This window comes from Lactobacillus psittaci DSM 15354, from assembly GCF_000425905.1.
Lineage (GTDB): Bacteria > Bacillota > Bacilli > Lactobacillales > Lactobacillaceae > Lactobacillus > Lactobacillus psittaci.
Genome location: NZ_AUEI01000007.1, coordinates 24,298 through 46,731, shown reverse-complemented (window position 1 = coordinate 46,731; position 22,434 = coordinate 24,298). Strand labels below are relative to the sequence as shown.

Annotated in this window: 17 protein-coding genes, 1 tRNA gene and 1 pseudogene; 4 read left to right on the top strand and 15 right to left on the bottom strand. The window is 34.5% G+C overall.

Going from position 1 to position 22,434, the window contains the following annotated elements:
• Window positions 1–92: 92 nt before the first annotated feature.
• Window positions 93–1,244 carry a glycerate kinase gene (locus H628_RS0101765; protein WP_027824906.1) on the bottom strand — a complete coding sequence of 384 codons (1,152 nt, stop codon included), beginning with the start codon at window positions 1,242–1,244 and terminating at the stop codon, window positions 93–95.
• Between the two features lie 195 nt (window positions 1,245–1,439).
• On the opposite strand from H628_RS0101765, the pseudogene H628_RS07175 reads away from it, so the two are divergent.
• A pseudogene (locus H628_RS07175) lies at window positions 1,440–2,657 on the top strand (L-lactate MFS transporter).
• Between the two features lie 27 nt (window positions 2,658–2,684).
• Here H628_RS07175 and H628_RS0101755 read toward each other — a convergent pair.
• From H628_RS0101755 to H628_RS0101735, 5 genes are all read right to left on the bottom strand, one after another.
• Window positions 2,685–3,065: a hypothetical protein gene (locus H628_RS0101755; protein WP_034538127.1), complete on the bottom strand. Its 381-nt coding sequence runs from the start codon at window positions 3,063–3,065 to the stop codon at window positions 2,685–2,687.
• Complete coding sequence (locus tag H628_RS0101750; RefSeq protein WP_027824904.1) at window positions 3,043–4,353, bottom strand: Y-family DNA polymerase; 1,311 nt, start codon at window positions 4,351–4,353, stop codon at window positions 3,043–3,045. The genes H628_RS0101755 and H628_RS0101750 overlap by 23 nt, the downstream gene beginning before the upstream one ends.
• Before the next feature lie 122 nt (window positions 4,354–4,475).
• Entirely contained in the window at window positions 4,476–4,937 is a 462-nt protein-coding gene (gene greA / locus H628_RS0101745) for a transcription elongation factor GreA (protein ID WP_027824903.1), read from the bottom strand.
• Entirely contained in the window at window positions 4,938–5,474 is a 537-nt protein-coding gene (locus tag H628_RS0101740; RefSeq protein ID WP_027824902.1) for a hypothetical protein, read from the bottom strand. It abuts the gene before it with no gap.
• A 23-nt stretch (window positions 5,475–5,497) separates the two neighbouring features.
• Window positions 5,498–5,998: a hypothetical protein gene (locus H628_RS0101735; protein WP_027824901.1), complete on the bottom strand. Its 501-nt coding sequence runs from the start codon at window positions 5,996–5,998 to the stop codon at window positions 5,498–5,500.
• Between the two features lie 192 nt (window positions 5,999–6,190).
• On the opposite strand from H628_RS0101735, the gene H628_RS0101730 reads away from it, so the two are divergent.
• A complete protein-coding gene (locus H628_RS0101730) occupies window positions 6,191–7,507 on the top strand; it encodes a C1 family peptidase (protein ID WP_027824900.1) in 1,317 nt (438 codons plus the stop codon).
• Between the two features lie 65 nt (window positions 7,508–7,572).
• Here H628_RS0101730 and H628_RS0101725 read toward each other — a convergent pair whose 3' ends face one another.
• Window positions 7,573–8,085 carry a hypothetical protein gene (locus tag H628_RS0101725; RefSeq protein WP_027824899.1) on the bottom strand — a complete coding sequence of 171 codons (513 nt, stop codon included), beginning with the start codon at window positions 8,083–8,085 and terminating at the stop codon, window positions 7,573–7,575.
• 142 nt (window positions 8,086–8,227) lie between these two features.
• On the opposite strand from H628_RS0101725, the gene H628_RS0101720 reads away from it, so the two are divergent.
• Window positions 8,228–10,807, top strand: coding sequence for a YfhO family protein (locus tag H628_RS0101720; RefSeq protein ID WP_027824898.1), 2,580 nt, complete (start codon window positions 8,228–8,230; stop codon window positions 10,805–10,807).
• Window positions 10,808–10,867: 60 nt separating this feature from the next.
• Here H628_RS0101720 and H628_RS0101715 read toward each other — a convergent pair whose 3' ends face one another.
• Together H628_RS0101715 and H628_RS0101710 are read right to left on the bottom strand one after the other, a co-directional pair.
• Window positions 10,868–12,559 (bottom strand): oleate hydratase, encoded by a 1,692-nt coding sequence (locus H628_RS0101715; RefSeq protein WP_027824897.1) that lies wholly within the window; start codon window positions 12,557–12,559, stop codon window positions 10,868–10,870.
• A gap of 137 nt (window positions 12,560–12,696) precedes the next feature.
• A complete protein-coding gene (locus tag H628_RS0101710; protein WP_027824896.1) occupies window positions 12,697–14,010 on the bottom strand; it encodes a C1 family peptidase in 1,314 nt (437 codons plus the stop codon).
• Window positions 14,011–14,166: 156 nt separating this feature from the next.
• Between H628_RS0101710 and H628_RS0101705 the strand changes: the two genes are divergently transcribed.
• Window positions 14,167–16,791 (top strand): YfhO family protein, encoded by a 2,625-nt coding sequence (locus H628_RS0101705; protein ID WP_027824895.1) that lies wholly within the window; start codon window positions 14,167–14,169, stop codon window positions 16,789–16,791.
• On the opposite strand, the gene H628_RS0101700 is transcribed toward H628_RS0101705, so the two are convergent.
• The 6 genes from H628_RS0101700 to H628_RS0101675 form a co-directional block, all read right to left on the bottom strand.
• Window positions 16,791–16,863, bottom strand: a tRNA-Thr gene (locus tag H628_RS0101700). The genes H628_RS0101705 and H628_RS0101700 overlap by 1 nt on opposite strands.
• Before the next feature lie 32 nt (window positions 16,864–16,895).
• Window positions 16,896–18,158 (bottom strand): tyrosine--tRNA ligase, encoded by a 1,263-nt coding sequence (tyrS, locus tag H628_RS0101695; RefSeq protein ID WP_027824894.1) that lies wholly within the window; start codon window positions 18,156–18,158, stop codon window positions 16,896–16,898.
• 280 nt (window positions 18,159–18,438) lie between these two features.
• The gene (locus H628_RS0101690) at window positions 18,439–19,521 is read right to left on the bottom strand and encodes an acyltransferase (protein WP_081662434.1); all 1,083 of its coding nucleotides are present in this window, start codon (window positions 19,519–19,521) and stop codon (window positions 18,439–18,441) included.
• Between the two features lie 128 nt (window positions 19,522–19,649).
• Window positions 19,650–20,267: a glycerol-3-phosphate acyltransferase gene (locus H628_RS0101685; protein WP_027824892.1), complete on the bottom strand. Its 618-nt coding sequence runs from the start codon at window positions 20,265–20,267 to the stop codon at window positions 19,650–19,652.
• 2 nt (window positions 20,268–20,269) lie between these two features.
• Window positions 20,270–21,391, bottom strand: coding sequence for an LCP family glycopolymer transferase (locus tag H628_RS0101680; protein WP_027824891.1), 1,122 nt, complete (start codon window positions 21,389–21,391; stop codon window positions 20,270–20,272).
• A 236-nt stretch (window positions 21,392–21,627) separates the two neighbouring features.
• A complete protein-coding gene (locus tag H628_RS0101675) occupies window positions 21,628–22,320 on the bottom strand; it encodes a 2,3-diphosphoglycerate-dependent phosphoglycerate mutase (RefSeq protein ID WP_027824890.1) in 693 nt (230 codons plus the stop codon).
• Window positions 22,321–22,434 lie beyond the last annotated feature (114 nt).

Genomic DNA, 22,434 nt, shown 5'->3' with positions numbered 1-22,434 from the left:
CCAGCGCATTTCATAGCACTGGTCAAGATAAGTATAGCAAGTTTTTGTATAATTAATCAAATAAAATTAGTAATTATTTACCTAATCTATATTTAATTTTTTAAAGAGGTATTTACTTTTAACAAGCGGGCAATTTCTTTACTAGTATAAGTTATATCACTTTTTGCGCCCTTAATAGCTTGATCTAAGCTTTTAGCTCCAACAGGTGCTGTAAACAAAGCATCAATAATTCCATTCTGACACAGTTCATCCGCATCTTCGCTAATACTACCAGAGACAATTATTACCTTGGCATTAGGTGACACTTTTTTAGCAACTTGAGCTACTCCATATGGAGTCTTACCAAATTTAGTTTGAAAATCAGTTCTACCTTCACCAGTAAATATATAATCTGCATGTTGGCATTTTTCTGCTAATTGCGATAATTTAGCAATTAACTTAACGCCGGGTTCAATTTTCGCATTCAAAAAAGTTAAAAGCCCAAAACCAATACCACCTGCTGCCCCTGCACCAGGTGTATTAATATAATCCTTCCCAGTATAGTTACAAGCAATTTTAGCAAACTGGCTTAAATTATCTTCTAATTGTTCAACCATAACAGCATCTGCTCCCTTTTGTGGGGCAAAAACTTTAGCTGCACCTTCTTCACCTAATAATGGATTGGTTACATCACTTGCTAATAAAATTGGAACTTTTAAAATCTTAGGATCAACTTCACTAAAATCGATTTTAGCTAATTCCTTTAAATTTGCTGGTCCTAATTGTAATTCAGAATCGTTTTTATCAAGAAACTTAGCACCAATAGCTTGTAAGATTCCACTAGCGCCATCAACTGTCGCACTACCACCTAATCCTAGCACTATTTTTTTGGCACCCTTTTTAAGGGCATCTAAGATTATTTCACCAGTACCATAACTAGAAGCTAGTAGGGGCGAATTATGCTGTGCATCTCTATACTGGATGCCACTTGCTGCCGCAACTTCAATTACGGCTATCTGCTTATCAATAAAACCATATTGTACCTCGACTAATTGGTTAAATGGATTATGAACTAAGACTTTTTCATATTTTCCTTCTCGCGCTTCAACCAAGGCAGTGGTGGTTCCTTCTCCGCCATCTGCCATCGGTACTACTTCATACTCTGCTTTTGGAAAAATCTGATTAATTCCAGCATGAATTGCTTTAGCCACTTCAAAAGCAGACAAACAATTCTTATATGAATCTGGTGCAATAACAAATTTCATATTTTTCACCTCATTCATATTATCTCAAATTCTATTATTTATTTAAAAATTTTTATGATACCTTAGCCGTTGATACTCATTAATTTTGTATAGTACATCTTGTAGATTGTATTATACAATTTAAATTGACCCCACAATATTTAGGGGTATAGTTAAAACGTAGTCAATATTTAGAGGTTACATGGAGGTAAAAATTTGAAACACAATCGCTATGTCGTTGCCTTAGCTGGTGTCGTTTTACACCTAATGATTGGTTCTGTTTATGCTTGGAGCGTATTCACTAAACCAATTGCTACTCAAACTGGCTGGTCCATTAAGGAAGTTACCTTTGCTTTCAGCTTAGCAATTTTCTTCTTAGGGATGTCAGCCGCATTCATGGGTAGAGCGGTCGAAAAATATGGGCCTACTATCACTGGTACAGTTTCTGCACTATTATTCGGGCTCGGAGTCATCTCAACTGGATTTGCAATTAGTTCTCATTAGCTTTGGCTGTTATATCTTTGCTACGGTGTGATTGGTGGTGTGGGACTTGGTTCTGGCTATGTTACACCAGTTTCAACCATTATCAAATGGTTCCCTGATAAGCGTGGTTTAGCTACCGGGTTAGCAATCATGGGCTTTGGTTTTGCTGCCCTATTAACCAGTACAGTAGCCCACATTTTAATGGGTATAAAAAGTATCGGTTTAGTCAATACTTTTTACATTTTGGGTCTAGTTTATTTGGTAGTTATGCTTATTAGTGCTCAATTTATCAAGCGCCCACAAGCAGGCGACTTACCTGCTGCTATCAAAGCAGAGAAACCGAAATCTGCTACCGGAGTTCAGATGAAAGCCAACGCTGCCCTCAAAACTCCAGTTTTTTATGGCTTATGGTTTATGTTTTTCATTAATATTACTACTGGAATAGGTCTAGTTTCCTTGGCCTCACCCATGGCTCAAGGAATGGTAAAAATGGATGTCGCAAGTGCAGCCGCATTAGTAGGAGTAATTGGGCTCTTTAACGGCTTTGGGCGGTTAGTATGGGCTACTTTATCAGACTACATAGGTCGCCCCCTAACTTATTCATTAATCTTTGTAGTCGATATTGTTTGTCTAGCAATTATCCTCTTGTTAAGACAGCAGTGGCTCTTCTCAATTGCTTTGTGTTTACTACTTTCATGTTATGGAGCAGGTTTTTCAGTCATTCCTGCATACCTCGGTGATGTATTTGGAACTTTAGAACTAGGTGCATTACATGGCTATACTTTAACTGCGTGGGCTATCGCCGGTATGGTTGGTCCCACCATTATCACCTATACTAGCCACGGCGGTAACTACAATACAACCTTATCTATCTTTATTATTATTGATTTATTATCACTACTTGTTTCATTTTTAATCAGAAAATCCATAAAGAAATTGAAGCAAGCCTAAAAATAAGCTTTCTGGTTTTCCAGAAGCTTATTTTTTTATATCTATATTTTCAATATGATTAATATCGGCTAGAGATATCATTTGATTATCGATTAATATTTTGTCATCTGTACATCCCAAAACAAAGCCTTCAATATCTGGTAGATAATTTCCATCTTCATCAACCAACTTTAACTGTAACCTAACTAATAAGTGATTACTAAAACTTTTTAGTAAAATTTGGCTAATTTCATGTTCGCTCATTCTACTTTTAGCAGGATAAGATTGTGTTTCCTCTTTATCAGCTTGATTAATCTTACTAATATGGTCACTCAAAAAGAAGCCGGACCACTTTTTCATTCCTCGATCTCGATAATTTTTAAAGAAATTAAAAACCACTTCATCACTACTCATAGCTATTCCCACCATTATGCCCTCCTACCAGTCGACTGCGCTGAATTGCAGTTGCACCAGGTAGCAGGCTTGAAGCTTTAACCAAACTAACGAATCCATATTTTGCTCTAATTTTATCAATTGTGTAATCAAAATTACGCTTTTTCGCTTGTCTTTCAGGACTCATAAACATGCTTAACTGCTGCACATCAGCACTGATTAAATTACTATAACTTACTCCAATTGTTCGAACGCTTTCACCTTCCCAATAACAATCAAACAAGGCAATCACTTCTTTAGTTAATTCAGAATTATCATTAGTAGCGGAGACTTTTTCACTAACATTAAAGCCCTTGCGCTTTCCTCTTTCAAAATAAGAAAAGCCTATTTGTAAATGGACAAGTTGCGTTTGTAAGTTGCGAAAACGGATTCTAGCAGCTACTTGTTCAGCTATCTCTCGAATAACTACCACAATTTCAGAACGTTTAGTATAATCTTTCATCAATACTTGAGAATTTCCGTAGCTTTTATTTTTAGGGTGATAGGGCTGGCGGATAATACTCCGATCTACACCCCAACTCATTGCAAATAATTGCTCCCCCATAATTCCAAACTCTGCTTTTAAAAGCTCAGGATCACTATGAGCTAGCTCATTCATATCATGAATTCCCAATTTTCTTAGCCGATCTGCTATTCTTCTATTAATTCCCCATACCTGCTCTAAATCCTTAATCTGCCAAATCGTATCTGGTACATCAATATAATGCCAAAATGAAATCATACTCCACCGCTTTTTTGCATCAATATCCATAGCCAGTTTAGCAAGTAGTGGATTTTCACCAATTCCACAAGTAGTATATAAGCCTATTTCATTCTTGATGTCTTTTTGAATTCGGCGTCCTACCATATACGGGTCATTACCAAAAAGTTTCCAAGATTCTGTCATATCAATCATGCTTTCATCAATTGAATAAACATGAATATCCTCTCTAGCCGCATACTTCTCAAAAATCTTCAAAACTTCCATACTTTTCTTAATGTAAAGATTCATATGTGGCTCAACTAAAATTAAATCAGGTCGCCGAGATTTAGGTGGTAATTGTCTAGCACGCATAACATTGTTAAGACCATATTTCTTCTTAGCTAACGGCGAAGCGGCCATGATTAAACTAGACTCTTCCTTACTACCAGGTTGATGTGATAAAACCGCTAAGGCTGTTGTCATCGGATTAAGACCTAAACGTATACATTCACAGCTTGCATAAAAAGACTTATTGTCAATCATAAAAATCATTCTACTTGGTTCATACCGATAGTCATACATAATTATCTCCTTGAACAAATGTTTGCATCAACTAAAATTGTACACACGTTCGAGTAAAAAGACAAGTAGTTAAAAAAGACAAACAAAAAGACTACTTGTCCTGATCAAGTAGTCTTTCTAAATTATAAAATTGCTTCAATTGTAACTTGATATGAACCCGCTGGCGCCTCAACTGTGACAACTTCGCCAGCGCTATGTTTCATGATGGCCACTCCTAATGGTGAGTCAAAAGAAATCTTTCCCTGATCGAGGTCAGCCTCTAGCCGACCTACAATCTCATAAACATCGCTAGTTTCATCATCTTCAAATTTGAGTCGTACATGTTTGCCCAAATCAACCTTGCCATTATTGGTAGGTTCTACAATTTCTGCATATTTAAGTTGCTTACCTAGATAACGCAAACGACTTTCTAAGTGTCGTAACTCTTTCTTAGCTTCGGTATATTCACTGTTTTCAGATAAATCTCCTAAGCTACGCGCTTCTTGGAGTGCTTTAATACGGCGAGGACGATCCTTTTTGAGTTCAGCAATTTCAGCTTCAATTTGCTTATACCCTTGCGGGGTCATCTTTTGAAAATAAACCATCTAATTAACCCTTACTCTATTATTGGTAGAAATATTATCATAATACAAAGCACCAGATGGGGTTAAATAGTAATTGGCAACAACGTGGCCACTAGATTTTTCAGCTATCTGAATAATTGTATTGTTGCCATCTTTACCAAAATAGTAAAGAAAACTATCTGGACTAGCTGATTTATACCCTCCGCGCTTACTCCAATCTTGGCCAGCTTGTCTAATTGCACTAGAATTCATATTTTGATTTTGACTAGCACTGGCCTGATTATTTTGAGCTGAATTAGTAGTATATGTATTCCGCACGTGGGAAGCGGAAGTAGAAGTTTGGCTGCTGTTTGAATCCACTTCACTGGTAGATGAAGCAGAAGCAGTAGTTTCTAACTTCTTCGCCCTCTTGTGCTTCTTAACACTCTTTTTATGTCTTACCCTAGAAGAGGTAGCAGACTGAGTGTTGCTCTTTGTCTTACTTGAGCATCCGCTGGCTATGCCAGCTACTAACACTAAGGTAGCAGCTGAAATAAGAAACTTATTCCTAAACTTCATGATGAAAATCCTCCAATAGTAACTTAATTAACCTCTACAAGTTTATCGTTAAGTACATCGTAGTAGTATAAACCATTACTATTCAAGTAATAATGTGCTTCAATACCATCTGAATCAGTAGTTGTGACTAAAAATTCTTTGCCTCGACTAGTTTCACCAGAGTAGCTTACACGCACATGACTGCTATAACTTGCAGGCTTATTAGCAACCTTCAACCAGTGATTGGCAATAGCTTTAAAAGTGCTATCGCTAACTTTACCAGTAGCAGAGGTATTGTTTGAACCTGAATTTGTAGCAGAGCTTGCAACTGAACTAGAGCTGCTTGAACTGGTTTCACTGCTTGAAGTTGAACTTTCAGTATCATCACTAGTCTTGTGCTTGTGCACTTTGTGTTTTTTCACTGTTTTAGAACTAGTAGCTACTGAATTCGAACTTGCACTCTTGTTATTAGAGCAAGCAGTTAAACCGCTAGCAACTAATAGAATAGCTGCAGCAGATAACAAAGTCTTCTTTGTTAATTTCATAACAAAATTCCTCCTAAAATATGTGGCAGTGCACCTTTTTCAGGTGCAAGTATATTATAGTTTATTTTGCATACTTGTTAAATAAAAGAAGGTATTTTTTTGTGAATTTGATTTTTCTTCTGACTTTTTTAAGTGTTTATGATATATTATTAATTAACTTATTAAAGAATATTAAAAGAAGAGGATAAGATTATGGCCAATGAATTAACTTTGCAAGAATTAGAAGACTTTAGTCGTGAATTTAATGCTGATCCTACTAGCCAAGTTGTAGCCCGAGCCGCCAAAAGAAGCGGTGTATTAGAAGCATCATATAACGACGCTGTATCACATCGTTTAACTCACGTATTTTCAACTGAATTAGATACTGATAATGTAACTAATCAACTTCAATCTGGTCGTTGCTGGTTATTTGCCACTTTAAATGTTTTGCGTCACCATTTTGGCAAAGAATATAAAGTTAAGAATTTTACTTTTTCACAAGCTTATAACTTTTTCTGGGATAAAGTAGAACGTGCTAATAACTTCTATAATTATGTTTTAGAAAATGCGGACAAGCCATTGGATGACCGTGAAGTTAAAGCTTACTTTGACTTCGCTGGTCATGATGGTGGTCAATGGCATATGGCAATTTCATTAGTTGAAAAATATGGCGTTGTTCCTACTTACGCTATGCCTGAAACTGCCAACACTAACAACACTGCTGCTTTAGCAGAAGCTTTAGCACAAAAAGAAAAGAAAGATGCTTTAGTTCTTAGAAAATTGGCGCAAGCTGGTGACTTAGAAGCTGCACAAAAGGCTCGCAAAAAGTTTTTAAGTGAAGTTTACCGCATGACTGCAATCGCTGTTGGTGAACCGCCTAAGAAATTTGACTTAGAATATCGTGATGATGATAAGAAGTATCACTTAGAAAAGAACTTAACTCCTGTCGAATTTTATAACAAGTACTTCAAAGATGTTGATTTGAGTGATTATGTTGTTTTAACTAACGCACCTGATCATGAATACAACAAGCTTTTTGCATTACCATCTGAAGACAATGTTCAAGGCAAGTACCCTATTAAGCTTTTGAACGTTCCAATGGAATTTCTAACTAGTGCTGCAATTGCCCAATTAAAAGACGGTGAAGCAGTTTGGTTTGGTAATGATGTTGGTAAACAAAAAGAAAATAAGACTGGCTTTTTAGCAACTGACTTATACAAGTTAGATGACTTGTTTGGCGTTGACCTGACTATGACTAAGAAAGAACGGCTTGAAACTGGTATGGGTGAAGTTTCTCACGCTATGACTTTGGTCGGTGTTGACGAAGATAACGGTGAGGTTCGTCAATGGAAAGTTGAAAATTCATGGGGCGAAAAAGTTGCAAAGAAGGGCTACTACGTTATGAGTCAAGATTGGTTTGAAGAATATGTTTATGAAGTAGTTGTCCACAAAAAGTATTTGACTAGCGAACAACAAAAATTAGCTGAAGGCCCTGCTCAACAACTTCCTGCTTGGGATTCATTAGCATAATAAAGATTAAACAAAAAAATCAAGATTTCCTTTTTTTATAGGATTTCTTGATTTTTTGTTTTTAGCTAATTTTTATTAATATCTGTACTAAACTCATGTTTCTCTAGTTTTATTCCGTCTTTATCAGCTTCAGACTGTGGAATATCAAGACTTACAATCAATTTTCCAGATTGAATATCGTATTTAATAGACCTCTTTAATATATCTAATTCATCGATTAATTGATTAGTCTTTTTTTGCCCTATAGCATTAACAATTGGTTTATAATCATCGTCATCATAATACCATTTAGAATTCTTTTCAATTGCTGAAATAGCAGATTGACCACCCATTTTTCTAAGTAAAGCTACCCTCATTTTAGTAGCAATCTTTGCCTTATCGGAATTTAGATATGTCCAATAGCCTTGTCCATCTTCTATTCTCCATGCTACTCGATCAACTCCATCTAATGGATCAATCTTGCCAAAATTTTCTTGATAGCTATTATAAGCCCAAAGCAACAAAATCACAGCTACAATACTAACAATAATTTTGTGCTTACTCCAAATTTCTTTTCCCTTACCTACTAAATTATTCATATTTCATATCCTCCAAAACAAGAAATAAAACGAATACATTTTAACATACTAAATGTTAAATTTATACAGAAATTGGCTTTCTTCACCAAGAATAAGCTATAATAAGGGGTCTAATTGTTTTGTTAATTGGGGAGAAAATTTAATGAAAAAAATACCTAAATTTGTCATTCCTGTAACTATTTCTGCAATAATCTTCTTATTAGCGGGATTACTTACCGGAACTAATCCATACTTCGGTGGTACTTTAAATTCTGGCGATATTTTAGATCAATATTTGTCATTTTTTCAATATTTGCACCATATTTTATTAGGAAATTTAAGCGATTTTTCTTATAGTTTTGCCAATGGCCTAGGTGGTAGTATGGCAGGAAATTGGGGATATTATCTTTTAAGTCCTTTAAACTTTGTGGTTCTACTATTTCCGGCTGCTAAAGTAAATTTAGCAATTTATACTATTATCTTATTAAAAATAATGATTGCTTCTGGTAGTTTTTATTTCTTTGCCAAAAGTATTAAAAAAGTCCCAGAAAGTTGGGCTATGGGGTTAGGAGTTGCTTATTCATTGTCTGCTTATGTTCTCAGTTACTTTGGGAACTTGATGTGGCTTGACGCAATTGCTTTTCTACCATTCATAGTTTATGGCTTGTTAAAAATTATAAAAGGGAATTTTTCAATCCTCTATGTTATTTTTTTAGCAATAACTATTGTGGCAAATTACTATACAGCTTACATGGTATGTGTATTCTTGGGTGCATTTTTTATCTATCAAGCATTTCTTGAATTTACTAATTGGAAAGCCTTTTGGAAATCTGCTCGCTTATTTATAATATCATCATTTACTGCCGGCTTAATTTCATGTATTGCTAGTGTACCAACCTTTTTCAACTTATTAGAAAATAAGTTAAACTACCATTTACTTGTTACTCCTATTCAAACTAAGTTACTATTATCTGTTCTACCAGCTAATTTTCTTTTTGCAGGTAATCGTTTATTAATTCCTTTAGTTTACATAGGAACACTTGCTACATTATTTTTAATTGCATTTTTCTTTAATTCATCAATTGCATTAAAGCAACGTATAGCTTCTGCTGTCTTTTTGCTATTTCTCTTTTCTGGTTTATTCTCTACCAAAATTTATTTATTATGGCATGGAGGACAGCCACCTCAATTTTATCCTTTTCGCTATGCCTTTATAATCGTATTCACAATTGCTTATCTTGCAACAATATCAGCTACAACTATTCAAATAAGCAAAAAGCGTGATAGTTACATTTATAATGCTTGTTTTGCTGTTTTAATTCTGATTTACTTGTTGGTTAGTCGCAAATTATTGGTTATAGAAACTAATACGGTTATTGCTACAATAGTTGTATTCATATTGGCTGTTATTCTCTTTAATCTGTATTTGCACAAGTTAATTAAACCTAAATGGCTTGCACTTTTTATTATTTTAGATATTTTTGCCAATACCTACTATTCTTACTCTAAAATTAGTAAAAATGTTACACCATATAATCCTTATACTGAACAAACAGCAGCTTTACTTAGCAAACTACCTAGTTCAGCTAAAAATCAGCGTTTAGATAAATCTTTCTTGATCAATAATGACCGTAGTGATAGTTACTTATTAAACTACCATGGAGTAAGTGTCTTTACATCTAACAATAGCATACAAATTAGTGCTCTAGGCGGTCTTCTTGGCTTACCAAGTAGAGGCTATTACACTTTCTACTCTACAGGGACACAATTAACTGATGCTTTTTATGGTCTAAAGACTTTCATAAAAACTAACCGTCCAAGTGACTTTAAGGGATTTTATAACTATGGCTTGCGCAATGATTTAATTGGAAGCAAGATTTGGTATCAAGACAAAGAAAATACTGCTTATCAAACCCAAGGCTTCCCTTTAGCGTTTGCCGGCTACAGAGTTAACAATCTTAATCTCAAGGAAAATGAGCCACTATCTAACCAAGCAAAGATTTTAAATGCATTAACTAAAAACCACTATACTTATTTCAGTAAGGCTATTTCTGCTCAAGAAACAAGTGATAACATGACATTATCACATGAAAAGAAGCAATTAATTCTAAAACAAATCAAACCTCAAAAATCAGTTGTTACCTTCTCTTATAAAGCCAAGCCAAATACAAGTGGTTATATTTTAATGGATCCTAGTTTAATGTCTTGGGCCGATTATAATGACAAACTCTCCGCTGTAGATAAAATCACTTTAAATGGTCAAGCATTCCGAACCACTCCCGTAAGTTTACAACCAATTGGTGTGCATGTTCCTGCTAATGGTAAAGTTGTTTTAAAACTCTACTTCCGGGAAAATATTACTCAAAAATCTATTATTGATCCTAAACTTTACCTCTTAAATCAAAAGGCTTTAGCCCAAGTTATCAAAATAGCGAAAGCTCGACGAATGAGAATTAATATATGGAGAGGGAACTTAGTTTCAGGAAATGTTAAGATTAAAGATGGTCAAGCATTAATAACTACTTTTCCATATACTAAAGGTTGGAGCGCTACCGCTAATGGTAAGCCTGTAAAAATCAAAAAAGTATTAAATAGCTTTATTGCACTTGATTTACCAGCTGGTAATTATAAGATTGTACTACGAAATGAGATGCCTGGATTTAAACTTGGAATCGCTATTTCACTAATAGGAATTATTTTATTGGCTATTGAAGTTTATTTTTTCAAGAAGCGTAAATCTTAGAATATAAAAAAGGAGTCGCTACATACGTGTAGTGGCTCTTTTTCATTATACTAATGCATTTTAACTAAACATTCTCTTAGTTGCCTTCATCAAGGTCTTTGGATCTTTATCATATCTTGGAGTTGAAACCAATTTACTCATTGGCACACCTGCAAAGTGAAAAGCTGCCACTTCACCAGAACGAACAGCACTTTCTTCAGTAAAAATCATTTGGTAAGGCTGTTCAACAAATTCACCAGTAAAGGCCAAGTTAGTTGAATGTTTAGGAATGATTTCTGGGCGATCACTCTTAGCACGGTTGTTAAACAAGGCTGAAGCATATGGCATATAACATGGAATACAGTTAATTACGCTAGCCAAAATCTTATCTTCTAAATCTTTAATATTGTGTGGTCCAGGATCAACCTTAGAAAGTTGCCCTATCAACTCTTGTAACATTTCTTTACCGGTCATCTTGATATATTGCTTATCAATAAATTCACCCTTGCGTCTTGGATATAAGAAGTAACCCCAAATGACCGTTTCATTAGGCTTTTGCGCAGTGAAGTGAGGTTGATGGTGAACTACAATTGACATGTTTACATCTTTTTGTCCTAATGGCGTAATCGGACTAGTCGAAATAAATGAGTTAAGAGCATTTCCTGGAACTTGAGTGGTAATTCTAGTAATTTCATTTAATAAAGTATGATCTTTAGTGGTTAAAGTAAAACTTACCCATTCTGAAGCATTACGATTATTAAAGAACTTATCTGGATTACCTAAATTGTAAAAGTGCTCACAGGCCTTCTTCCATAATGAAGACGCTGCACCATAATCCATATTTTCAGGTGCTGGAGTGTTGAAATCACCTAAAGTTGCTGAATCAGTAATTGATCCGTTCGTAAAGAAGACTGCTGTTTGATTATCAACTTCAACTTTTTCTTCCTTACCAGTTTCAGTATTTTCCATCTTAAGTGCTGTTACTGTAATTTCATCTTGCATTGGAGTGTCTTTAAATTCAAAGTCTGTAACTCTCCGATTCATCACAAATTTACAGCCTTGTTTTTGCAAGTACTTAATTAATGGAAGCATAATACTTTCATATTGGTTATAACGCGTCCGATTAACACCAACTAAGTGCTCAATTTGAGTAAATTCATAAATCATCTGGTGCATGTAACGGCGTAATTCTTGAGCAGATGATTGAACTCTAAAGGCAAAAGTAGTTTCCCACATGTACCAGAAGTTAGTTTGGAATATATGAGGATCATCCTTAAAGTATTCTGCAATTGTGACATTATCAAGCTTTTCTTCCTGATCATCTGGCATCATAACTAAACGACTTAAGAAAATTCTATCCATATTATTCAAGCCCAGCTTACGGCCATCAACAATACCGATGCCACCTTCAAGTAAGCGAGCTTTATCAAAAGTTCTATGCTTACTATCAAAGTCTCGTGTATCTTCTTCTGCACTCATACCTGCTTCTGTAGCAGAAGGAATTCTTGACAACAAATCCATTAAATCAACATAAGTACGATAGTTAAGCATTCTACCGCCACGAGCAATAAATCCCTTAGTGTTTTCCATTGGATGATTTTGATTCCAATATTCTTCACTAGCTTCATTTGCTGCACTACCATCATTTGACCCATGTTTATCTAATGCATAAAAAGTAATATTACTTCCAGACCATTTACCTTCTTGAATTAAATAGACTGCGGCTGCCATATTAGCAAGACCTGCTCCGATCATAATAGCTTTGTTTTTCATATTTCTTTTCTCCTTAAAGCGCTTACAGTTTTAATTATAGAAACTAGCTAACTTTTTAAAAGTACTAAGTAACACAATTGCCCTTTTTGTAGTAAATAAAAAACTAGCTAATTAAAGCTAGTTTTTTCTCTATTCAATTAAGCCATTGAATCCCAAGGTTTAACTTCAGTTGCTGGTCCTTCCCAAAGCTTGACTAATTTATCTGGTAAATATTGTTTCTTAACGACTACCTTAAACAGGTATTCATCAAACCAAGCATCATCCATGACAAAGTAACCATTTTTACCTACTTTTTCACCCCAAGAGTTTTCAACTTTCCATTGTCTTGGCTTATCATCAACTATGTCTACCCCTACTAAAGTCATGGCATGAGTTGACCCAGATGCTCTAGTTAGTAATCGCTCTTTCTTAGAAAGATTAGTTTCAATGCCTAAAACTAAGTCAGTTAAATATAAATCTCTACTCAAAATACCATTTTGACGATCACTTGCTTTGCCAACATCGCAACCAAACCAAATAGTCTCTCCAGCTTTAAGTTGAGCAATAGCTGCTGCTTTTAAGTTATCAATTTTAGTATTTAAGAACTTAACAGGACTGCCACCTACAACATTATCTTCAAATGGCAAACTATAAAGTTTATCGAATTCATGATCAGGTGCATTAAACAAGACTACATAATCATCTAAATCATCTTCAAAGTAGTTATGGAAGAAATCTAATGGACTGAGGTTAGCATCCATATGATATTTACCTTCATCATCACGATATTCTAAGTCAAACTTTTGTACCGGTTCACCAAAAGCAATAACTGCCATTTGATAAACTTCACTTAAGAATTCTTGACGTTTTTCTTCAGCCTCATCTAACTTATTGTTTTTTACCAAGTCCCGTAAAACTAAGGCGTCTTGGCGCAATTTTATATTCAAAGCTTGATTAAAGGCTGAAGTGTTATTAGCAGTAAAGCTTTCTGCTTGAGCATAGCTAGGTACTAAGCCATATTTTCTAATAAGTGAAACCGCCATTGCCCATTGACCACCATCAGTATCTGGGGCTGCCATATAAGATTGAACTACACGATCATCAAGTGGCTGAGTTGCAGTTTCAATGATATTTTCAAAGAAGATATTGGCACGTTCAATTCGATCCCAGAAAAATAAATAGCTTTGTGACAAGGTAAAGTTCTTCACCTTATTAGTTTGAGCAAATTTATGGCGCAAAGTATTTAAGGCTGCAAACAACCAGCACCGTCCAGATTGTTTTTGGTTAGTTACATTATCAGTTGGAACCTCAATTGAAAAAGTACGATTAAGTTTATTTACTCCTTCATGGTTATAACTAGCGTTGAGCAAACCATTATTTACAACAGCTAATTTAGCAACATTATTTTGGGCTTTTTCATGATAATCTTTTTGAAATTTGGCAATTTCTGCCATTGTTAGTTCGCGTTTCATGTTTTCTCCTTAATAATCATTGATTAGATAGTTATAGTTATTCTAGCATTAAAAAATAATCCACCAAAGTCAGAAGCTCATAACATATCTGTTTTTGATGACAGCATTCTTGTATAATAAATTTTAGTTGTAACTAAAATGAATGGATGATTTATCATGATAACTTTTTTTAAAAAACATCTTTGGATTGTTTCTGCACTTTTAGCAGGTATAATCTTCTTTATTGCCAGTTGGATTGGTGGTACTAACCCATTCACTGGTGGCATGATTATTTCTGGGGATTTGATGACTCAGTATTTATCATTTTTCCAATATTTTCGCCATGTAGTCTTTGGAGGATTTAGTGACTTTTCCTATAGCTTTTCTAATGGCCTAGGTGGTAATACTGCCGGCAATTGGGGCTATTATTTAACAAGCCCATTTAATCTTATTGCTCTACTTTTCCCTGCAAATGAAATGACCTTAGCTTTATATACAATTATTGTCACTAAAGTAATGCTAGCTGCAGGTGCTTTTACCTACATGCTTAATAAGTTAAATCCAATTAAACAAGAGCTAATGGTAGCTATGTCCTTGTGTTATGCCTTATCTAGTTATGTTATTTGTTATTCAGGTAACATCATGTGGCTAGATTCTATCGCATTGCTTCCATTGGTACTTATCGGATTAACCAAAATCTGCCATGGTAAGTTTTCTATTTTATATGTAGCATCCCTAGCAGTACTAATTATTGCCAATTACTATACTGCTTACATGGTTTGCTTATTTTTAATAGGTTACTTTTTATATCAAGCTTATCTTAACTTTTCAACTTGGAAGTTATTTTTCAAGCAAACATTTATTTTTGCTCTTAGTTCAATCACAGCAGCTTTATTAACAGCATTTATTGAAATCCCTACTTTCTTGAATCTAATTGAAAATAAACTTTCAGTCCAATCATATTATTCGCCTATTAGCCATCTCCAATTATGGTTAGATATTCCTGCTAACTTATTTTTCCAGGGGGCCTTTAATGTCTATATTCCACTTATTTATACCGGAAGTTTAACTCTAATTCTTGCTATCCTTTATTTCTTTAATAAAAAGTTTAGCCTTAAAAACCGAATTGCCACTTTTTTAATTTTATTATTCACTTGCTCAGGACTTTTAACAACTAAACTTTACTTTATCTGGCATGCAGGCCAAGCCCCAAATTCATATCCTTATCGTTTTGCTTTTTTAATTAACTTTATCATCGTTTATATTGCCTGCTTGCAACTTAAAAAGAACACTCTTAATAAAAAGCAAGTTATTATCTGTTCAACACTGACTGCACTTTTATTTATTGTTGGTAGCTACAGTAGAATTAGCCTTTACAAGCGCTGGGGTGTTAGCTTTAATTTTGAAGAGTTAATTGCTAGTTTGGTTGTTTTAATCATTGTTATCCTAACCTATACTCTTTATTCACTAAAAAAGATTCGACCTCTTATCTTATCTAGTCTAATTATTTTAGAATTATTTGCCAATGCTAGTTATCTCTTTGCTACAAACAAAGGAGCTGTAGTAATAACAACTACTAAACCAGCACCAGCTAACTATAGTTCCTATACTAAATCTACTCAAAAATTAATTAATGCTTTACCTGCATCAGCTAAAGATGAACGCTTGGAAAAGAGTTTTGTATTAGACCAAGATCGTGGTGAAGCATATACCTTCAACTATCGTGGTGCTACTGTTTTTTCTTCAAACAATAATTCAAATGTAAGTATTTTATATTCACAACTTGGATTACAAGGCTTATACTACTTCTATTTCTATAATACTGGTACCCAAGTAACTGATGCTTTATTTGGTATTAAAACTTATCTTGTCTCTACATTACCTACTGATTCCATCGCTCAGTATGGAAATTATGGCTTACGAAATGATTTAAAAAATAAAACTATCATCTATCAAGATAAATATCATACAGCATACTCTTCTAAAGTCTTTCCACTTGCTTTTTCTGGACAACTACCTACAAATACTATATTAAGAGGTAGATATGGTGCTTTACTAAACCAAACACTTGCTATTAATGCACTCACTGGCTCAAACTACACCTACTTTGGAAAAGCGATTAAAGCTAAGTTAACTGCTAAAACTGCAAGCATAAAATCAGATTCTGATTATAGCTATCTTTCCCGCAAAGACAGTAAAGCCATAATCTTGACTGCAACTTACCAAGCAAAACCTAATTCAACTGGATATATCATGCTTGATCAAAACTTAATGAAATTAATCAATCGTGATGGTAGTGTAGATAAGCTTACACTCAATGGACAAAATTTCACTTCAATGCAATTTGCTAATCAGCCAATAGGGGTTACAGTTCCAAAATCTGGCACAGTCTCTTTAAAGATTTACTTTAAACCTAGCATCACTCAATTTAAGCTAATGAATCCTAATTTATATCTTTTAAACGAACAAAATTTGCAAAAAGTAATCAAAAAAGCTAATCAAAATAAGATGCAACTTACTACTTTAAGGGGTAACAAAATTGATGGCACAGTCACAATTAAAAAAGGACAAAGTTTAGTAACTACTATTCCATATTCTTGGGGCTGGAAAGCTAAAGTTGATGGCAAAATAGTTCCTATCAGTAAGTCCTTCGGTATTTTTATGGCTCTGAAACTATCTCCTGGCACTCACAATGTTGAATTTACTCATACGATGCCAGGACTGAAATTAGGGCTTCTAATTACACTTATCGGATTAATTATCTTCGTGTTTGAGATAATCTATTTTAAGAAAAAACAATAAGCCGTTTGCCAGATTTGAACTGGCGACCTCCTCCTTACCACGGCGGTGCTCTACCTCCTGAGCTAAAACGGCATAATACCTAGCCAACGGCTAGGTATTTTTTATTACTTAATAGTAACTAAAGTGTATTTTCTCTTACCCTTACGGATAATTACGTACTTACCTTCAAATGAAGCACTTGGATCAACTTCAAATTCTAGGTCTTGGATTTTGTCACCATTGACATAGATTGCCCCATTTTGAACATCTTCACGTGCTTGGCGCTTTGAAGATTCAATCTTAGTATCTACTAAAAATTCTACCAAGTTCTTCTTTTCAGTGGTACTTTCTGCACTTGGTGCATTCTTAAGTGCTTGTTCAATTTGCTTAACTGATAATTCCTTCACATTACCTGAGAATAAAGCATCAGTAATCATTTGAGCTTCCTTAAGTCCTGCTTCACCATGAACAAACTTAGTAACTTCAGCGGCTAAAGTCTTTTGAGCTTCACGCTTCCAAGGTTCAGTCTTAACCTTTTCAGCTAAAGCTTCAATTTCTTCATGACTTAAGAAAGTAAAGTACTTGAGGTATTTAACAACATCACGGTCATCTTGATTAATCCAGAATTGGTAAAATTCGTAAGGACTAGTCTTTTCAGGATCAAGCCAAACAGCTCCACCAGCAGACTTACCAAACTTAGTACCATCAGCCTTAAGCATCAATGGAATAGTCAAACCAAAGGCTGGACGGTCATTACCTTCTAAACGGTGAATTAAGTCGATACCTGAGGTAATGTTACCCCATTGATCACTACCACCAATTTGCATTTGTACACCATAGTCACGGTTTAAGATGTAGAAGTCGATACCTTGTAAAATTTGGTAAGTAAATTCAGTAAAGCTAATACCATTTTCAAGACGACTAGCAACTACATCCTTAGCAAGCATGTTATTAATTTGGAACAATTTACCGTAATCACGTAAAAATTCAAGTAAGCTCATCTTACCAAGCCAGTCACGGTTATTAACGATTTGGAAGTTTTCAGTACCAAATAACTTTTTCATTTGGTTAGTTAAAGCAACTTCATTATGGTGCACTTGTTCATCGCTTTGAAGGACACGTTCAGTCTTTCTACCTGATGGGTCACCAATTGAACCAGTACCTCCACCAATAATAATTACCGGATGATAACCAGCAAGTTGGAATCTCTTCAAAATCATAAATGGAATCAAGTGTCCAATATGAAGTGAGTCTCCTGTTGGGTCAGTACCGCAGTAAAGTGCCAAATCATCATGTTCAGCTAAGTACTTCTTTAAACCTTCCTCATCAGTTTGTTGATTAATGGCGCCACGCCATTTAAGGTCTTCTAAGATATCAAACTTTGCCATAATTTCCTCCATCAAATAAAAAACGTCCCTTGATTAAATCAAGGGACGACTAATAATCATTAGATAGCCGTGGTACCACCCACGTTTGCGCTATGCGCGCCTTTATAGTTGCTAACGAGGAATTACGCCCCGTACACTGTACTTCGTCGCTTCTTAACCTGTCTAGCTCTCACCACAACGCTAGTTCTCTGAACACTGAATTAAGGGACTACTATCTTTTTTCGTGTTATCAATATCATATAAGCTAAATAAGTTTTAGTCAATGAATAACTCTAATCTTTTACATACAATATTTGTTAACAAGCGGTATTTTACTTAAAATAAATGCCACAATATTCGATAAAATAAAAATTATAATCGAAACTAAGATTGGACCAATTAAGCCATTAGGCCATAATATATTAACATGGGCTCTTTCTATTAGAATATGGACAAACAAAACATGGACTAAGTAAACTGCAAACATTAAATTGGACCATTTGACCAGTAAATTATGATTACTTATGTATTTATTCTTTAAAACTTGCTTGATAAAAACAAAAATTGCGATTGCAAATAAAAAATTGTTAATTGAAGTATATGAATAGTTAAATACCATTGGCTTGTTAAAATGAAAACTTAACCAACCACTAGCTAGTGAAGTTAGAATATTAACTATAAGAGCTACAGAATATAAACATATCCGCTTTGTTTTATCTAACTGATATTGATCTAAGTAATATCCTAAAACAAAATATACAGTTAAACCTAAAGGAAATTCGAAAGTTGATCGTAAGTATGTTGTCTGTACTTTCTTCATTATATTCCAAATGGCCACAGGTAAAATATTCTTAAAAGCTTTGAAAAAATCTAGTACAGACGGAATCAAAATCGCAAAGATAATCGTTAAGATTAAAAAATAACGTAACTTACGTTCATCTTTAGCCCACATTCTCAATAAAGGGGTAATGAGATACATCCCTACGATACATGGTAAAAACCACATATGATAATGTCCGGCAAAAAACATTCCAATTACTACTGACTTAGCTATACCTGGAATAGCCCAATACTCATAGAGTGCATATACCAAACTCCAAGTAAAAAAAGCAATTGCAATTCTTTTGATATTCTTATGCAAAAGTTGGCTGTGTGTTATTTCTCGCTTCAAATTTAAGAAAATACATCCCGAAATCATCAGAAAGATAGGCACACTAAAACGACTAATTCCATCTAATAAATTCAAAAATTGCCAACTTCTTGATTTAGGAATCGTGTTATACCATGCCATTGATCCAGATACATGAATTAGAACAATAAAAAACATGGATAGAATACGTAAAACATCTAAGTAAGCAATTCTTTTCTTTTCTATTTTCATCATTAAATCCTTCCTGACTAATATTTTATCAAAAGAAGGTATAAATACTAGATAAGATTAATAAAAAGGCAGATGCATTGCCACTTTTAAAGCACGGTAATGCATCCGCCTTTTTTCTATGTTTCAATTTTTTACTTTAATAATCCCAATTTTCGCTTAATGCTAAATAGGATATCTACCCTTTTTCCTCTACCTTGAATAAAATCTATAATATCTTTCCAAAACTTATGAATCATAACAATTCCAGCTAATCCAATTACTAAAGCAATTTCAAGCTGGTGATTATATAAGTTAACAGCTACAAAGCAAAAAGTAAAGAAAATAGGTGGAATTGTTAAATTTTGCATCCCTATTACTAAAACTAGGGCCAAGAGCAAACTAATCAAAGCAGTCTTAAAATCAACAGCTAAAATAGTAATTCCTACAACTGCTACTCCCTTACCACCCTTGAAATGATTAACTACAGGATAACAATGCCCTAGCATTAATCCCAAACCACAGTATGCTAACAAAAGCTGGTTTTTAAAGAGTAAATAAGTGATTAATAAGGACAATACACTTTTAAGTGCATCTCCTACTAAAGTTAAAAAGCCCCATTTCTTACCATAAACTGCACCGACATTAGCAGTTCCTGGATTACCCGAGCCAGCCTTAGTTGGATCAGCATGTAAAAAATATTTTCCCACTATTAAGGCAAATAAGAAATTGCCAAAAATATAGCCAATTATTATAGCAATAAGCTTTTCCACTATTAATCCTCTCCTGAGTCGTCATTACTATCACTGCTACTCTTATTATAAGAGTAGATAGTATAATTTTGATTGCTAGTACTGCTATAACTAAACCCATTTTCTTCATTACGCTTATTTTGATAAGTTTCATTATTGCTGATAGTCTCTTTTTCAAGGCCCAACTCACTTCTCAAGATATTTGAAACACGCTGCAATTCCTTATCGCTCATAACTTGATACGAAGCTTCATCAATATAAACTCCAGTACCATGTAAATAATCACTATCAGAATTTTTAGTACTTGAGCGGTAATTTTGGAAAATTGCCATTAAATTGTTAAAGGATAAATTGGTTCTAATATTATTAGAAACTGAATTCAAAATTGATTCCAAATTTACCAAAGTCTTAATTGAAGCCGCATGTTGAATCATTGAAATAATAACTTGTCTTTGGCGTAATTGTCGACCATAGTCACCTTGTGGATCATCATATCTCATTCGAGCATATGCAAGGGCCTGGCTACCATTAAGTTTAGTTTTTTGACCTTTCTTAAAACTATAACCTCCGTAAGTAAAGCTAAGAGGGGGTTTAACTACAACTCCACCTACGCCATTAACCATCTTACGCAAGCCACCCATATTAACAACTGCATAATATTTAATTGGTACATTAATCAAGACAGAAACAGACTTCATAGCCATCTTAGCCCCACCAATAGAATATGCCGCATTAATCTTCTCAGCAGTAAATTTCTTGGTCCCCACCATTTCAGCTAAGGTATCGCGCGGTATCGACATCAAGGTGTATTTTTTCTTTGCAGGATTTACCACTGCTACAATAATTGTATCAGTATTTCCCATTTTTTCTGTTCTATCAAAAGCACCCGTATCTGTTCCTAACAAAAGAACCGCGAACTTCTTCTTACCATCAAAAGTTGAGCTCTTAGTAGAAACAGCATTTTTATTATCATAAGTTTGATCAATTGCACCTTTGGTTCTTAAGTAAACATAACCAAAATAAGCCAATGCTCCAAGCACAATAACTATCGTAAGCAAGAGTAATTTTCTCCATAGCCGGCGCTTTTGACGATAATCCGCTTGATGAAGTTCAACTCTTGAATTACTTGGGTGATTATTATCCATATATTCTTTCCTTTTTTATAAATAGTTTACTATTGCAATTATTTTATCTAAAAAAACAATTAAACGCACGAAAAATGGCTTTTCATAACTAAATTGTAAAAAACTTTACCAACTTGATAAATATTTCACTAATTATTATAATAAAAGAGTTCCGAACTTTTTTATTTATTTTTGGAACAAGTTGATACGAAAAAGGCATCCATTATGGATGCCTTTTTTGTGCTACTATTATGTAATTAATCGTCTAACTTAACCTTGTCAGTTACGTTCAACTTATCGTCAAAAGTGTAAACAACTGGTTCACCAGTCTTCATTTCAACGTCCATAATGTCTTCATCAGAAATACGTTCAATGTACTTAGTTAAAGCACGAAGTGAGTTACCGTGAGCCGCAATAATAACATTCTTACCTGCTAATAAGTCAGGAGCAATGTGATCTTCCCAGAATGGCATTACACGGTCTAAACATACATGTAAGTTTTCTGCCTTTGGAACGATGTTAGGGTCTAAGTTTGAGTAACGACGGTCATGTGCTTGACTGTATTCGTTGTTATCATCAATTGCTGGTGGCAAAACATCGTATGAACGACGCCAAATGTGAACTTGTTCATCGCCGTACTTTTCAGCAGTAGCCTTCTTGTTTAAGCCTTGAAGAGCACCGTAGTGACGTTCGTTAAGTCTCCAAGTCTTAGTTTCAGGAATCCAAAGTTGGTCACTTTCTTCAAGTGCAAAGTGCAAAGTCTTGATAGCACGCTTCAATACTGAAGTGTAAGCTTGATCAAACTTCAAGCCGTGTTCCTTAATTAAACGACCAGCTTTTTTAGCTTCTTCAACACCTTTATCTGAAAGGTTTACATCTACCCAACCAGTAAATTGGTTTGAAAGGTTCCATTCACTTTGACCGTGACGGATTAAAACTAATTTTGACATGAAATATCTCCTTTAATAATTCAATGTTTCACTAACTATTTTACAACGGATAAACTTGTTTGCATAGGTTAAAAAGCGGAAAAAAAGACCACTTCTCATGGAAAGAAGTGGTCT